This window comes from Micromonospora acroterricola (assembly GCF_003172955.1).
Lineage (GTDB): Bacteria > Actinomycetota > Actinomycetes > Mycobacteriales > Micromonosporaceae > Micromonospora > Micromonospora acroterricola.
Map to the genome: position 1 here is coordinate 1 of NZ_QGKR01000208.1, position 13932 is coordinate 13932.

A 13932-nucleotide genomic window follows, 5' to 3' on the forward strand; every position below is an offset into this window, starting at 1 on the left:
CCCCGCCCCGGCGTGACCGCGTTGCCGATCAGGATGAGCAGCGACGCGAGCGGGTTGAGCGCCCGGCCCAGCCAGCGGACCAGCGGCGCCACCGCCCGCCCCACGGCGTACGCGTGCTGCCGGCCGATGGTGCGCGGGGCGACGCCGACCACCACGAAGCTGACCACGGTCATCGCGCCGGCGGTGACCAGCGCGGCCCGCCAGCCGGCGCCGAAGGTGTCCACCGCGACCAGCGCCACCAGTGTGGTGGCGGTCAGCTCGGCGAGCAGCCGCAACAGCAGGAGCAGGTTGAGGTGCCGGACCACGTCGGCAGCGACGGTCTGGAGGGTACGGGCGCCGCGCACGCCGTCACGGGCCAACTCGGCGGCCCGGGCCGGGGAGATCGCGGCGAGCGCCGCCTCGGTCATCGCGATCAGACCGGCCAGCACCACGAGGCCGGCCGCGAAGACGATCAGTTGCAGGTCGGGCAGGCCGGCCGTGGGGCCGGCCGCCAGGAGCGGAGTGGACATCACTGGTTGCGGGTCGACCGCCAGCTCGCCAGCAGTCGGGCCTGGAGCGCGAACATCTCCCGCTCCTCCTCCGGCTCGGCGTGGTCGTAGCCGAGCAGGTGCAGGACCCCGTGCACGGTGAGCAGGTGCAGCTCGTCGGCCGGGGCGTGCCCGGCGGTCGCCGCCTGCTTGGCCGCGACCTCCGGGCAGAGCACGATGTCACCGAGCAGGGCCGGCTCGCCACCGGCCGGTGCGCTCTCGCCCGGGCCGTGGTCGACGCTGCCCTCGTCCATGGGGAAGGCGAGCACGTCGGTCGGGCCCTCGCCACCCATCCAGCGGTGGTTCAGCTCGGTCATGTAGTCGATGTCGACCAGCAGCACGGACAGCTCGGCGAGGGGGTTGACCCCCATCTCGTCGAGGGCGTGCCGGGCGACGGCGAGCACGGCGTCGGTGTCGACGTCGACACCGGACTCGTTGGCGATCTCGATGGACAACTGCTTTCCTCTGCTTTAGCGGCGCCGGGAGGTCCGGCCGCCCTGGGCGGGTCGCCCGGGCACGGCGTGGACGCCCTGCGCCTGCTGGTTCTCCCGCTCGTCCCAGCGGGCGTACGCGTCGACGATCTGCCCGACCAGCTGGTGGCGGACCACGTCGGAGCTGGACAACGCGGCGAAGTGCACGTCCTCGACGTTCTCCAGGATGTCCCGGACGACCCGCAGACCGCTGGTCGTCCCGCCGGGAAGGTCCACCTGGGTGACGTCACCGGTGACGACGATCTTGGAGTTGAAGCCGAGCCGGGTGAGGAACATCTTCATCTGCTCGGGCGTCGTGTTCTGCGCCTCGTCGAGGATGATGAACGCGTCGTTGAGCGTCCGGCCGCGCATGTACGCCAGAGGGGCGACCTCGATCGTGCCCGCGGCCATCAGCTTCGGGATCGACTCGGGGTCGAGCATGTCGTGCAGCGCGTCGTAGAGCGGCCGCAGGTACGGGTCGATCTTCTCGTTGAGCGTGCCGGGCAGGAAGCCCAGGCGCTCACCCGCCTCCACGGCAGGCCGGGTCAGGATGATCCGGTTGACCTGCTTGGCCTGCAACGCCTGGACGGCCTTGGCCATGGCCAGGTAGGTCTTGCCCGTGCCGGCCGGGCCGATGCCGAAGACGATGGTGTGCGAGTCGATGGCGTCGACGTACCGCTTCTGCCCGAGAGTCTTGGGGCGGATGGTGCGCCCGCGCCGGGAGAGGATGTTGAGTGTCAGGACCTCGGCGGGCCGTTCGGCACTGCCCTGCTCGAGCATGCCGACGGTACGCCGCACCGCGTCTGTGGTCAGGGTCTCGCCTTTCTCGATCAGTTCGAGCAGCTCGGTGAAAACCCGCTCGGCGAGGGCGTTGTCCGCGGGAGCACCGGTGATGGTGATCTCGTTGCCACGGACGTGCACGTCACTGGTGACCGAGCGTTCGACGAGTCGGAGAATCTCGTCGCCTGCGCCGAGTAGGTTGACCATGATCTTCGGGTCGGGCACGGTGATCCTGGTCTGCACCCGGGGCGGGCCGGGAGGTGGGGTGCCGGTCATAAGTTGGGCCGAAGGGCCCTGCGCACCTGCTCTCGATCTCGGCGCCGGCCCTGCTGGCACGGCGTGCGGACGTTACACCCATCGTATCCGTTCAACGCGGCCCGCATCGCGCCCATTTCCGCTGGCCGCGATCAACTCCCGGCCCGGAAGTCGTACCGGTCGAAGCTCTCCTGGTGGCGGGTGAACCGGTACGTCGCCCAGTGCATCCGGACCACCGCGCCCGACTCGTCCCGGGTCAGCCTCAGCAGCTCGCCGGCCTCCCGGCCGGAGACCGTGCGGAACACGTCCGGCCGGTCCGGCAGCGGAGCGAAGATCGCTGGCGGGCGGCCCGCCGGGTCACCCGCACCCCGCGCCCGCAGCGTGCCGTCGTGCCAGGAGAAGACGTACTCGAAGCCCTCGCCCCACCAGCGGCCGAGCAGACCCCGCAGGGCCGTCGGCGCGGGCGTCCCGGGCCGCCACGGCTCGATCTCGGCCGGATCGTGCTCGACCGCCGTGGCCAGCAGCCGGTGCGGCAGGTCGAACAGCTCCGCCGCCGTGCCGGACGAGCCGAGCACCGCGGCGCCCATCGCGCCCGCCGTGCCGTCCCCGCCGCGCCGGCCGTACACGGCGGCCAGGAAACCGGGCATGGCCCCGTCGTGCCCCACGTGCACCACCCGCTCCCCCTGCGGGACCAGGATCAGCCCGAGCCCGAAGCCCGCGCCCCAGAGCGTCTCGTCGGTGGTGGTCAGCGGCCAGCGCATCTCGTCGAGAGTGGCGGGGGCGAGCACCGCGCCGGCCGGGTCCAGCGCCGCCGGGTCGGCGAGGAACGCCGCCCAGCGCGCCATGTCGGTCGCGGTGCTCCAGAGCTGGGCGGCGGGGCCGACCGCGCCGAAATCGGTCGGCGGCTCCGGATGCGCCTCGTCGGAGTACGCGTCGACGAGGAACCCGGTGGCCGCCGCCGCGCCGGGGGTCACGGCGGTGTCGGTCAGCCCCAGCGGCGCCAGCACCCGCTCGGTGAGCACCTCCGCCCAGGTGCCGCCGCGCAGCCGGGCGACGAGCTGGCCGAGCACGGCCACACCGAGGTTGGAGTAGTGGAAACGGCGGGCCGGCGGCAGCACCCGCTCGGCCCGGTCCAGCTCGGCCACCAGTTGGTCGGCGTCCGGCGCGCGCAGGCTGTCCCAGACGTCGCCGAACGGCTCCCGTTGCAGGCCACCGGTGTGCGACAGCAGCCAGCGGACGGTCAGCTCACCGTGCGCCGGCAGGTCCAGGTGCCGGCCCACCGGGTCGTCCAGGTCCAGCAGCCCGTCGTCGCGGCACTGGAGGGTGAGCACCGCGGTGAAGGTCTTGGTGACCGAGCCGATCCGGAACCGGGTGCCCGCCCCCAGCGGGCTGTCGGTGCCCGTGCCACCGACGGTGCAGCTCCAGAGCGGTCGGTCGGCCCGGTGCAGCGCCGCCGACACGGCCGGCACCCGGGCGTCGGCCTGCACCCGCCGGACCAGCCGGCCCAGGCGCTCGTCCACCCGGCTGTCCGGCGCCGGCCCTGCGCTCACGCCAGGTCCCGGGCGAGCATCGGGCCGAGCGGCGCGCCACCGAGCAGGTGCGCGTGCACGTGGAACACCTCCTGCCCGCCGTACGCGCCGGTGTTGAACATCAGCCGGAACCCGTCGCCGAGCAGCCCCTCGTCCTCGGCCACCGCGGCGGCCGTCGCCAGCACGTCCGCGGTCAGCGCCGGGTCGCCCTCGGCGAGCGTGGCGATGTCGGCGTAGTGCTCCTTCGGAATGACCAGGACGTGCACCGGCGCCTTCGGGCCGATGTCGCGGAAGGCGAGCGTGGTGGCGGTCTCCCGGACCACGGTGGCCGGGATCTCCCCGGCGACGATGCGGCAGAACAGGCAGTCGGATCCCATCGGGGCAGTGTAAGGAAGGGCACCTCGTTGACGCCCGCGGCACGGGAAGGGGCCCTTCCGGACGGTCGTGCCGGCTACGGCAGGATGCCGTGCATGACGGATCGGGCGGTACTGGTGACCGGGGCCTCGCGCGGGATCGGGCGAGCGGTGGCGACGGCGTTCGCGGCCAGTGGCGACCGGGTGGCGATCCACCACCGCGACTCCGCCGACGCGGCCGAGGAACTGCGCGCGCAGCTGCCCGGCGCCGGGCACGTGGTGGTCCGCGCCGACCTCACCGACCCGGAGGCGGTGCGGGCCATGGTCGACCGGGCCGCCGAGCTGCTCGGCGGGCTGGACGTGCTGGTCAACAACGCCGGGGTGTACGGCGACCGGGACGACCCGCACCCGATCTTCGGCGCCTCCTACGAGCAGTGGCAGCAGCGCTGGCGGCAGGTGCTGGAGACCAACCTGACCGGCGCCGGCAACGTCACCTGGTGCGCCGCGCAGCACATGCGGGAGCGGGGCGGCCGGATCATCAACGTCTCGTCCCGGGGCGCGTTCCGGGGCGAGCCGGCGCAGCCCGCGTACGGCGCCAGCAAGGCGGGGCTGAACGCGCTGGGCCAGTCCCTCGCCGTGGCGCTCGCGCCGTACGGCATCGGGGTCGCCACCGTCGCGCCGGGATACGTGGCGACCGACATGGTCACCGAGCACCTGCGCGGGGAGCAGGGCGCGGCGATCCGGGCGCAGAGCCCGTTCGACCGGGTGGCCCGGCCGGAGGAGATCGCCGCCGCGGTGCACTGGTTGGCCTCGCCGCAGGCCGAGTGGGCGTCCGGCACCATCGTCGACCTCAACGGCGCCTCCTACCTGCGCAGCTGACCGCCGCGCCGACGATCGAGCCGGACCCGCCGGTTGTCGAGTCGCCCGGCCTGTTCATCGCGCGGACAGGGTCGTCGGGGGCGGGCGTGGCCCTCGGAGGCGGGAGAGGCTCCGAGGCCGGACTACCAGCGGCCGAGCCGGGTGGCGAGCACGCTGAGCGCTGCCACCCCGGCGGTGGAGGTGCGCAGCACCGCCGGGCCGAGCCGGACCGGTCGGCCGCCGGCCTCGCGGAACGCGGTCAGCTCGGCCGGGGCGATGCCGCCCTCCGGGCCGACCACCAGGACGATCTCGCCGGCGGACGGCAGCTCGGCGGTGGTGAGCCGCTCCTCGGCCTCCTCGTGCAGGACGAACCCGGCGGCGGCGCCGGCGATCCGGCGGGCCACCGTGGCGGTCGACTCGTCCGGCGCGCCGGCCACGACCGGCAGCCAGGGCCGGCGGGCCTGCTTGGCCGCCTCCCGCGCGGTGGACACCCACTTCTCCCGGGCCCGTACGCCCCGGTCACCGCGCCACTGGGCCACCGAGCGGGCCGCCCCCCAGGGCACGATCTCGTCGACGCCGACCTCGGTCATCGCCTGCACCGCCAGCTCACCCCGATCGCCCTTGGCGATGCCCTGCACGATCACAAGCCGGGGTACGGGCGCGTCCGCGTACCCCCGGGAGGTGATGGTGAGGTCCAGGCTGCCCCGGCCGACGGCGGTGACCACGGCGGCGGCGGTGCCGCCCCGGCCGTCGGCGAGCAGCAGCTCCTCGCCGACGCGCAGCCGCTGCACGGTGGCGGCGTGGTGCCCCTCGGGACCGTCGAGGGTCAGCGCGTCGGCGGTGGGCAGCGACTCGACCAGGAACAGCGGCGCGGACACGACGATCAGGCTAGCCGCGGCGGTCAGGCGTGGCCGTTGAACGCGTCGCGCATCCGGGAGAAGAAGCCGCCCTGCTTGGTCAGCTCGGCGACCTCCTCGCCCCGGGTCTTGGCGAAGTCGCGCAGCATCCGCTCCTGGTCCGGGTCGAGCTTGGTCGGTGTCCGGACGTCCAGGTGCACGTAGAGGTCGCCCCGGCCGGTGCCGCGCAGGTGCGGCACACCACGGGCGCGCAGCCGCAGCGTGCTGGCGGGCTGGGTGCCGGCCTTGACGTCGACGGTCTCCTCGCTGTCCAGCGTCTTGATGGTCAGCCGGGTGCCGAGCGCCGCCGCCGTCATCGGCACGGTCACGCGGCAGTGCAAATCGTCGCCCTTGCGGGAGTACACGTCGTGCGGCCGCTCGTGGATCTCCACGTAGAGGTCGCCGGCGGTGCCGCCACCGGGGCCGACCTCTCCCTGCTGGGCCAACCGGATCCGCATGCCGTCCTCGACGCCGGCCGGGATCTTGACGGTCAGCGAGCGACGGGTGCGCACCCGGCCGTCGCCGGCGCAGGTGGGGCAGGGGTGCGGGATGGTGGTGCCGTAGCCCTGGCAGACGGTGCACGGCCGGGCGGAGACCACCTGGCCGAGGAAGGTGCGCTGCACCGACTGCACCTCGCCCCGACCGCCGCACGCCTCGCAGGTGGCGAGGTGGGTGCCGGCGGCCGTGCCGGCGCCGGAGCAGGTGGTGCAGAGCACCGCCGTGTCGACCGTGATCGGCGCCTCGACGCCGAACGCGGTCTCGTGCAGGTCCAGCTCGAGCCGCAGGATCGCGTCGGCGCCCGGCCGGGTACGCGGACGGGGGCCGCGGGCGCCGCCCGCCGCGCCGCCGAAGAACGCGTCCATGATGTCCTGGAACCCGACGAACGGGCCGGCCCCGCCCGGACCACCCGGCCCACCGGCGCCGCCGCCACCGGGGGCGAGCGGGTCGCCGCCCAGGTCGACGATCTGCCGCTTCCGGTCGTCCGAGAGCACCTCGTACGCGGCGTTGATGTCCTTGAACTTCTCCTGAGCCTCCGGGTCCGGATTGACGTCCGGGTGGAACTGGCGCGCCAGCTTGCGGTAGGCGCGCTTGATCTCGTCGTCGGAGGCTTCCCGGCTCACACCGAGGATGCCGTAGTAGTCCCTGGCCACTGCGTTCCGTGTCCTCATGTTCGTCTCGCGTTGCGCCGGTCGGCGGCCGCAGCCGGCCGTCGGCCCTGACTGGTCAGTTCTGGGCCAGCAGCTCGCCCACGTAGCGTGCCACGGCGCGCACCGTGGCGATGGTGCCGGGGTAGTCCATCCGGGTGGGCCCCAGCACCCCCAGGCCGCCCACGATGGTGGCGCCCGGGCCGTACCCCGTGCTGACCACCGAGGCGGCGCGCAGGTTGTCGAACTCGTTCTCGTCGCCGATCAGCACCCGGGTCGTGCTCGGCTCGGTCTCGCCGATGAGCTTGAGGAGCACGACCTCCTCCTCCAGCGCCTCGAGGATCGGCCGCAGCGAGCCCTGGAAGTCGAGCAGGCCGCCCCGGGTGAGGTTGGCGGTGCCGGCCAGCGCGATGCGTTCCTCGTGCCGCTCGACGAGCGTCTCCAGCAGCACGGTGGAGAGCGTGGTCATCGCCGGGCGCAGCTCGGGCGGCGCCTCCTCGACCAGCGCCTGCACCAGCGGCGGCGTGTCGGACAGCCGCGCGCCGGCGAGCTTCTCGTTGACCAGCCGGCGCACGTCGGTGACGTCGTCGGCGGACACCGGCCCGGGCAGCTCCACGAGGCGCTGCTCCACCCGCCCGGTGTCGGCGATCATGACGAGCATCAGTCGGGTGGTGGAGATCGGCACCAGCTCCAGGTGCCGCACCGAGGAGCGGGCCAGGCTCGGGTACTGCACCACGGCCACCTGCCGGGTCAGTTGCGCGAGCAGCCGCACGGTGCGATGCACCACGTCGTCGAGGTCGACCGCGCCGACCAGGAAGCGCTCGATGGCCCGGCGCTCGGCCGGGCTGAGCGGCTTGACCCGGGACAGCCGGTCGACGAAGAGCCGGTAGCCGCGGTCGGTGGGCACCCGGCCAGCACTGGTGTGCGGCTGCCGGATGTAGCCCTCCTCCTCCAGCACGGCCATGTCGTTGCGGACGGTGGCCGGGGAGACACCGAGCTGGTGCCGCTCGACCAGCGCCTTGCTGCCGACCGGCTCCTGGGTGGAGACGTAGTCCTCGACGATGGCGCGGAGCACGGCGAGCTTGCGGTCGTCGAGACCCATCCTCCGCACCTCCTGTCGCACATCGGCCTCCGGCAGGGTGGGCCGGCGGGCCGTACTGGCACTCGACTGTAACGAGTGCCAGTCTACGTCGGCGGGCCCGCCGGCGCGATGATCAAGGACGTCGTTGTCCGTTCAGCCGGGCCGCCCGACGGTGTCGCTCTGGTGCGGCGTTGCGACAGGCCCCTACCGTGACATCCATGACTGAACCACCTCGTCCTCCCGGCGCGGGAGACCCCGGCGACCACCCGCCGGAGCCGATCTCCCCGCCGACGGCTCCCGGCCCGGCCTCCTCGGCCGAGCCACCCACCGCACCACTCTCCGGGGCGCCCGGCCCGGCCGGCTATCCCCCGGCCGGTGGCTATCCGCCGCCCACCGGTGACCAACCGCCGTCGGGCGGCTACCCTCCGCCCGGGGGCTACCCGCCGCCCGGAAACTACCCGCCCCCCGGCGGCTATCCCCCTGGCGGCTATCCGACCGGCGGCGCCTACGCGGGCCCCGGCGGCGGCTACGCCAACAACGAGGACAAGACCTGGGCGCTCGTCGCGCACTTCGGCGGCGCCGTCGGCGCGCTGATCAGCTTCGGCCCGCTGGGCTTCGTGGCCCCGCTCATCGCCTACCTGGCCCGCGGGCAGCAGTCGCCGACCGTCCGGGCGCACGCCCTGGCCGCGCTGAACTTCCAGATCCTCTGGTCGATCATCGCGTTCGTGCTGCTCTTCGTGAGCTGGTGCCTGTTCTTCCTGCCCAGCATCGCCGTCGTGGTGATCCAGATCCTGTTCGGGATCATCGCGGGAATGAAGGCCAACGAGGGCAGCCCCTACCGCTACCCGATGTCGGCGAGCTTCATCAAGTGACCCGGGTCGGCCGCTCCCCCGGCCGGCCCGGCGCACGACCTCCGGCGTGCCGGCTCAGGGCAGCAGGTCGCGGACCACGCCGTCGGCGAGCAACCGGCCGCGCGGTGCTCACCCCGCGCGGCCGGTTGCTCGCCGACGGGTGCTTGACGTTCCACCAGCGCACCCCGCCGACGTGGCTGTGCGCCCCGGGGCCGAGCCCCCACCAGTCCGCGCCGGTCCAGTAGAGCAGGTTGTGCCGACACCGGGCCTCGTCGGTGCGGGCCCAGTTGGAGACCTCGTACCAGGAGAGGCCGGCCGCGTCGAGGGCGGCCTCCGCGGCCAAGTAACGGTCCGCGGCGACGTCGTCGCTGGGGTACGGCAGCTCGCCGCGCCGCATCCGGGCGGCCAGCCGGGTGCCGTCCTCCACGATCAGGGCGTACGCGCTGACGTGGTCCACCCCGGCGGCGACCACCTGGTCGAGCGAGGCGGCGAAGTCCTCGGCCCGCTCCCCCGGGGTGCCGTAGATCAGGTCCAGGTTGACGTGCTCGAACCCGGCGTCGCGCGCCTCCAGGGCGGCGGCGGTGGCCCGACCGGCGCTGTGCCTGCGGTCCAGGATCGCCAGCACCCCCGGGGAGGCGGACTGCATGCCGAGGGAGATGCGGGTGTAGCCGGCGGCCCGCAGGAGCTTCAGCGACTCCGGGGTGACCGACTCCGGGTTGGCCTCGGTGGTCACCTCCGCGTCGGCGGCCAGCCCCCAGGTGCGGTCGATGCCGTCGAGGATGCGGGCCAGGTCGTCGGCGGGGAGCAGGGTGGGCGTGCCACCGCCGACGAAGACCGTGTCGACCCGCGGTGGTGGGCTGTCGCCGAGCACCCGGGCGGCGAGCTTCAGCTCGGCCAACACGCTGTCGGCGTACCCCTCCCGGCTGGCGCCGCCACCCAACTCGGACGCCGTGTAGGTGTTGAAGTCGCAGTAGCCGCAGCGGCTGGCACAGAAGGGCACGTGGACGTACACGCCGAAGCCGCGCGCGCCGACCGCCGTGGTGGCGGTGGCGGGCAGCGATCCGTCGACGGGGACGGTCTCACCATCTGGAAGGACGCCGGGCATGGCCACTAGTGTGCCCGGCATGACCTCTCCCGACGTGCTCGTGCGGGTCTCCACGGCCCGTGGGGTGACCACCCTCACCCTGGACAGCCCGCACAACCGCAACGCGCTCTCCACCGGCCTGATGACCCAGCTGCTGGCCGGGCTGGCCGACGCGGTGGCCGACGACGCCGTCCGGGTGATCGTGCTCGACCACACCGGCCCGGTCTTCTGCTCGGGGGCGGACCTGAAGGAGACCGCCGCGGCGTACGCCAGCGGGACGGTGCCCGCCGGGATGCTGGGCGACGTGCTCGCCGCGCTCTGGGAGTGCCCGAAGCCGGTGCTGGCCCGGGTCGCCGGTCCGGCGCGGGCCGGTGGGTTGGGCCTGATCGCCGCCGCCGACCTGGCCGTCTGCGCCGACGAGGCGACGTTCGCCTTCACCGAGGTGCGGATCGGGGTGATCCCGGCGGTGATCTCGGCGACGGTCCTGCCCCGGCTGCACCCGCGCGCCGCCGCCGAGCTGTACCTGACCGGGGACACCTTCGACGGCCGTCGGGCCGCCGAGATCGGCCTGGTCACCGCCGCTGTCCCGGCGGACGGGCTGGACGCGGCGGTGAGCCGGTACTGCGACTCGCTGGTGCGCGGCGCGCCCGGCGCGCTGGCCGGCGCGAAGGAACTGCTGCGCCGACCGGGCACCGCCGAGCTGCGCGCTGAGCTGGCCCGGCTGTCCGCTCTCTCGACCGGCTACTTCCTCTCCGACGAGGGCCGCGAGGGGGTCACCGCGTTCCGGGAGAAACGACCGGCGCGTTGGGTGCCCGCTCTCGACGTCTGAGCGTCCGGGTAGGCGTTGCTGTTGGCCCCGCGTCCGGTCACCACGCGGTCGCGCCGCCGTCGACCGGGTAGTTCGCGCCGGTGATGTACGACGCCCGGTCGGACGCGAGGAAGACCACCAGTTCGGCGACCTCCTCGGGTTGGGCGAAGCGCTTGACGAGCGTCTTGCCGGTGATCGCGTCCCGGGCCGCCTGGTTGTCGCCGAGGTCGCGTTCACTGGCCGGGCTCACGATGGGCCCGGGACTGATCGCCACGGCGCGGATCCCGTGGGGCGCGCCTTCGAGCGCGAGTTGCCGGGTCATGCCGATGATGCCGGCGTTCGCGGCGGCGTGCCCGACCATCGGGGGGACGTGGCCACCGATCATTCCGGCCATGGAGGCGGCGCTGATGATGACGCCGCCGCCGCGCTGGACCAGGTGCGGCCAGGCGAACTTCGACACGAAGAAGGGGATGTCGAGTTCGCCGGTGATGGTGAACCGCCAGTCCTCGACGGAAAAGTCGGGCATCGGACCGAAGCGGAGCGCGGCCGCGTTGTTGTAGACCACGTCGAGCCCGCCGTAGGCCGCCACGGCGTCCTCGACGAGCGTGCGCACCTGTTCCGGGTCGGTGAGATCGACCGGGGCGATGCCCGTCATCTCACCGCCGGCGTTCCGGACGAGTTCGACCGTCTCGTTGTTGCCGTCGATCTGGATGTCGGCCCCGACGACCCGTGCGCCCTCCCGCGCGAAGGCCAGCGCGGCGACGCGGCCCAGGCCTCCTCCGGTGCCGGTGATGAGCACGACCTTTCCGTCCATCGTTCCCATGGGAACTCCTCCTTGCTCCGTGACCTGTCCGGCCGTTGCCGGGCCGGGTCGGGTGGCACCGCCGGGTATGAACGAGCTGCCCGGTCCAATTGATATGTCAACCGTACGAACTCCTTGACCGGTCAACCACTTCTGGCCCCCGTCGGCACGGTGACGCTCGCGACAGGCCGGGCGGGCAGGTCACGCCGCATCCGACCTGAGCCGCCAGGACGCGCGCCAGCCGCCCTCCACGCCCGCGATGCCCGATTATTGCGGGATTAGGGAGGATGGAAGGGAAATACGGCAGGTGAGACCGCGGTCGGAGCGGGAACGTCGGTCGGTGCGGCAGCGCCAGCCAGGTGGAAACCGGTCGGACGGCCCGGATCGGTCGCCGCGGGACGTACGCTTGTCGGACTGTCGATGTGGGGGTGTGGGTGCGAACTCGGGCAACCGTGGCGGGTGGACTCGTTCTCGTCCTCGTCGCAGTGATCGCAGTCTGGCTCGTCGTACGGCAGGTCGGAGACCAACTGCGGCTGCCGCTGTCGGCGCGGACCTGCACCGTCCAGGCCGACGGCCGGGTCGCGCTGGACGCTGACCAGATGGCCAACGCGGCGACCATCGCGGCGATCGGCGCCCAGCGCGGGATGCCCGAGCGGGCCGTGGTGGTCGCGCTGGCCACCGCGTACCAGGAGTCCGGGCTGCGCAACCTCGCCGACGGCGACCGCGACTCGGTCGGCCTGTTCCAGCAGCGCCCGAGCCAGGGCTGGGGCACCCCGACGCAGATCCGCGACCCGCGCTACGCCGCGAACCGGTTCTACGCCGCACTGAAGAAGGTCCGCGGCTGGGAGTCGATGCGGGTCACCGACGCCGCCCAGCGCGTGCAGCGCTCGGCGTTCCCCGAGGCGTACCAGAAGTGGGCCGACGACTCCGAGGTGCTCAGCCGGGCACTGCTCGGTGACGCCACCGGCGCGGTCGCCTGCACGGTGGGGCGTACCCCGGTGATGCGCGGAGCGGCGGCGGCCGCGCAGTTGACCCGCAACCTGGTGCTCGACTGGGGGTTGCCGGGCACCGACCCGGCCGACCAGACCGGGCTGGCCGTGACCGCGGGCGACCAGCGCGACGGCTGGCGGTACGCCCACTGGCTGGTCTCGCACGCGCAGGACCACGGGGTGAAGTGGGTTCGCTTCGGCGATCTCGAGTGGACCGCCCGGGATGGCACCTGGGGCCAGGTGAGCGGCGAGCGGGGTCCCGCCGGTCAGGTGGTGGCCGAGGTGTTCGCCGAGGGATGACCGCGACAGCGATCTCTTAACCGGCAGTCACCGCACAATCGGACAACCGGCACCGTAATTCCCCATTGATGATGAAAACCTGACGCTCCGTAGTGGCTCCGCTGCGCGCGGTCCGGCTGTCCACAAGCCAGGCCGCCGGCCCTCCCCAACGCCGAGGTGGCACGTTACGATCGGCGGCCTGTGCCAGAAAAGGCTTTCACCTCATGGGGAGGGGTACGACGCGGTGTTCGATTACGGCGACCGGACCGGCTACGAACCGATCAGCGACACTGACCGCAAGGAGTTCCACGAGCAGGGCTTCCTCCTGCTGCGCAACGTCCTGACCGAGGATCACCGGGCGGCGCTGGAGGCGGCGGTCGACCGCGTCTACGCGGAGGAACAGGCCAAGGGCAACACCAAGAAGGACGGCACCCTGCACCTGCTGGGCTTCCTGGAGCGCGACGAGCTCTTCGGCGAGCTGCTGACCCACCCGATCGCCTTCCCGTACATGTGGGGACTGGCCGGCTGGAACATCTACACCCACCACAACCACCTGGACGTCACTCCCCCGGCCCTGGAGCCGGAGAAGCCGTACTGGGGTTGGCACCAGGACGGGTACCGCCAGAACTCCGACCCGGAGACGATGGACCCGAACCTGCCCCGGCCGATGTTCTCGCTCAAGGTCGCGTACGTGCTCTCCGACCTCTCCGAGACCGGTCGCGGCGCCACCAAGGTCATCCCGGGCAGCCACCTGTGGAACTCGCTGCCCCGGCCGAAGGACCTCAGCGTGCACAACCCCGACCCGGAGGGCACGGTGGAGATCACCGCCAACCCGGGTGACGCCTTCATCTTCGACCGCCGGCAGTGGCACTCCCGGTCGACGAACCTGTCGACCATCACCCGCAAGATGCTCTTCGTCGGCTACACCTACCGGTGGATCCGGCCGCTCGACGAGCTGCACCCGGACCTGGACGGCGAGTGGTACCGCAACCGCACGCCCGTGCAACGCCAGCTGATCGGTGAGGGCACCCACACCGCGAACTACTGGGGCATCAACTGGGACGGGTACGTCGACGACGAGATCCCGCTGCGCAAGGAGCTCAAGGAGCGCGGCCTGCTGGACCGCAACATCCCCTGGCTCCGCTGACCTGAGGAAGGGCCCCTCGCTGCGCACGAGGCGACAGCGAGGGGCCCTTCTGCACAACGGTTGATCATGAAGTTATTG

The 13932-nt window shown here is 72.9% G+C and carries 14 protein-coding genes and 1 pseudogene; 5 read left to right on the forward strand and 10 right to left on the reverse strand.

All coding sequences use genetic code 11. The features are described 5' to 3' along the window. The 5 genes from DKT68_RS17005 to DKT68_RS17025 form a co-directional block, all read right to left on the reverse strand. On the reverse strand, positions 1–533 hold a 533-nt coding region (locus tag DKT68_RS17005; protein WP_407940755.1), incomplete at its 3' end, for a CNNM domain-containing protein. Next, a complete protein-coding gene (gene ybeY / locus DKT68_RS17010; RefSeq protein WP_109818397.1) occupies positions 509–982 on the reverse strand; it encodes an rRNA maturation RNase YbeY in 474 nt (157 codons plus the stop codon). The genes DKT68_RS17005 and ybeY, both read right to left, overlap by 25 nt. Positions 983–997: 15 nt before the next feature. Continuing rightward, entirely contained in the window at positions 998–2053 is a 1056-nt protein-coding gene (locus DKT68_RS17015) for a PhoH family protein (protein WP_109818398.1), read from the reverse strand. 131 nt (positions 2054–2184) lie between these two features. Continuing rightward, positions 2185–3582, reverse strand: coding sequence for a serine hydrolase domain-containing protein (locus tag DKT68_RS17020; RefSeq protein ID WP_109818399.1), 1398 nt, complete (start codon positions 3580–3582; stop codon positions 2185–2187). After that, positions 3579–3938: a histidine triad nucleotide-binding protein gene (locus DKT68_RS17025; RefSeq protein WP_109818400.1), complete on the reverse strand. Its 360-nt coding sequence runs from the start codon at positions 3936–3938 to the stop codon at positions 3579–3581. The genes DKT68_RS17020 and DKT68_RS17025 overlap by 4 nt, the downstream gene beginning before the upstream one ends. 93 nt (positions 3939–4031) lie before the next feature. On the opposite strand from DKT68_RS17025, the gene DKT68_RS17030 reads away from it, so the two are divergent. After that, complete coding sequence (locus DKT68_RS17030) at positions 4032–4793, forward strand: SDR family NAD(P)-dependent oxidoreductase (RefSeq protein ID WP_109818401.1); 762 nt, start codon at positions 4032–4034, stop codon at positions 4791–4793. A 122-nt stretch (positions 4794–4915) separates the two neighbouring features. Here the strand turns inward: DKT68_RS17030 and DKT68_RS17035 are convergent, their stop codons facing one another. The 3 genes from DKT68_RS17035 to hrcA all read right to left on the reverse strand — a co-directional run bounded on the left by DKT68_RS17035 (position 4916) and on the right by hrcA (position 7915). Further along, a complete protein-coding gene (locus DKT68_RS17035; protein ID WP_109818402.1) occupies positions 4916–5650 on the reverse strand; it encodes a 16S rRNA (uracil(1498)-N(3))-methyltransferase in 735 nt (244 codons plus the stop codon). A gap of 23 nt (positions 5651–5673) precedes the next feature. Continuing rightward, on the reverse strand, positions 5674–6819 hold the full coding sequence (gene dnaJ, locus DKT68_RS17040; RefSeq protein WP_199723260.1) for a molecular chaperone DnaJ: 1146 nt from the start codon (positions 6817–6819) through the stop codon (positions 5674–5676). A 73-nt stretch (positions 6820–6892) separates the two neighbouring features. Further along, positions 6893–7915, reverse strand: a complete 1023-nt coding sequence (gene hrcA, locus DKT68_RS17045) for a heat-inducible transcriptional repressor HrcA (RefSeq protein ID WP_109818404.1) — start codon at positions 7913–7915, stop codon at positions 6893–6895. Between the two features lie 197 nt (positions 7916–8112). Between hrcA and DKT68_RS17050 the strand changes: the two genes are divergently transcribed. Continuing rightward, on the forward strand, positions 8113–8766 hold the full coding sequence (locus tag DKT68_RS17050) for a DUF4870 domain-containing protein (protein WP_109818405.1): 654 nt from the start codon (positions 8113–8115) through the stop codon (positions 8764–8766). A gap of 130 nt (positions 8767–8896) precedes the next feature. On the opposite strand, the pseudogene hemW reads toward DKT68_RS17050, so the two are convergent. Beyond that, positions 8897–9850: pseudogene (gene hemW / locus DKT68_RS17055) on the reverse strand (radical SAM family heme chaperone HemW); the annotation flags it as partial. Between the two features lie 19 nt (positions 9851–9869). On the opposite strand from hemW, the gene DKT68_RS17060 reads away from it, so the two are divergent. Next, a complete protein-coding gene (locus DKT68_RS17060; protein ID WP_109818444.1) occupies positions 9870–10658 on the forward strand; it encodes an enoyl-CoA hydratase-related protein in 789 nt (262 codons plus the stop codon). Positions 10659–10695: 37 nt separating this feature from the next. On the opposite strand, the gene DKT68_RS17065 is transcribed toward DKT68_RS17060, so the two are convergent. Beyond that, the gene (locus DKT68_RS17065; protein WP_109818406.1) at positions 10696–11460 is read right to left on the reverse strand and encodes an SDR family NAD(P)-dependent oxidoreductase; all 765 of its coding nucleotides are present in this window, start codon (positions 11458–11460) and stop codon (positions 10696–10698) included. A gap of 407 nt (positions 11461–11867) precedes the next feature. Between DKT68_RS17065 and DKT68_RS17070 the strand changes: the two genes are divergently transcribed. Both DKT68_RS17070 and DKT68_RS17075 read left to right on the forward strand, forming a co-directional pair. Beyond that, positions 11868–12728 (forward strand): hypothetical protein, encoded by an 861-nt coding sequence (locus DKT68_RS17070; RefSeq protein WP_109818407.1) that lies wholly within the window; start codon positions 11868–11870, stop codon positions 12726–12728. Between the two features lie 223 nt (positions 12729–12951). Next, positions 12952–13854 (forward strand): phytanoyl-CoA dioxygenase family protein, encoded by a 903-nt coding sequence (locus DKT68_RS17075; protein ID WP_109818408.1) that lies wholly within the window; start codon positions 12952–12954, stop codon positions 13852–13854. Positions 13855–13932: the final 78 nt, after the last annotated feature.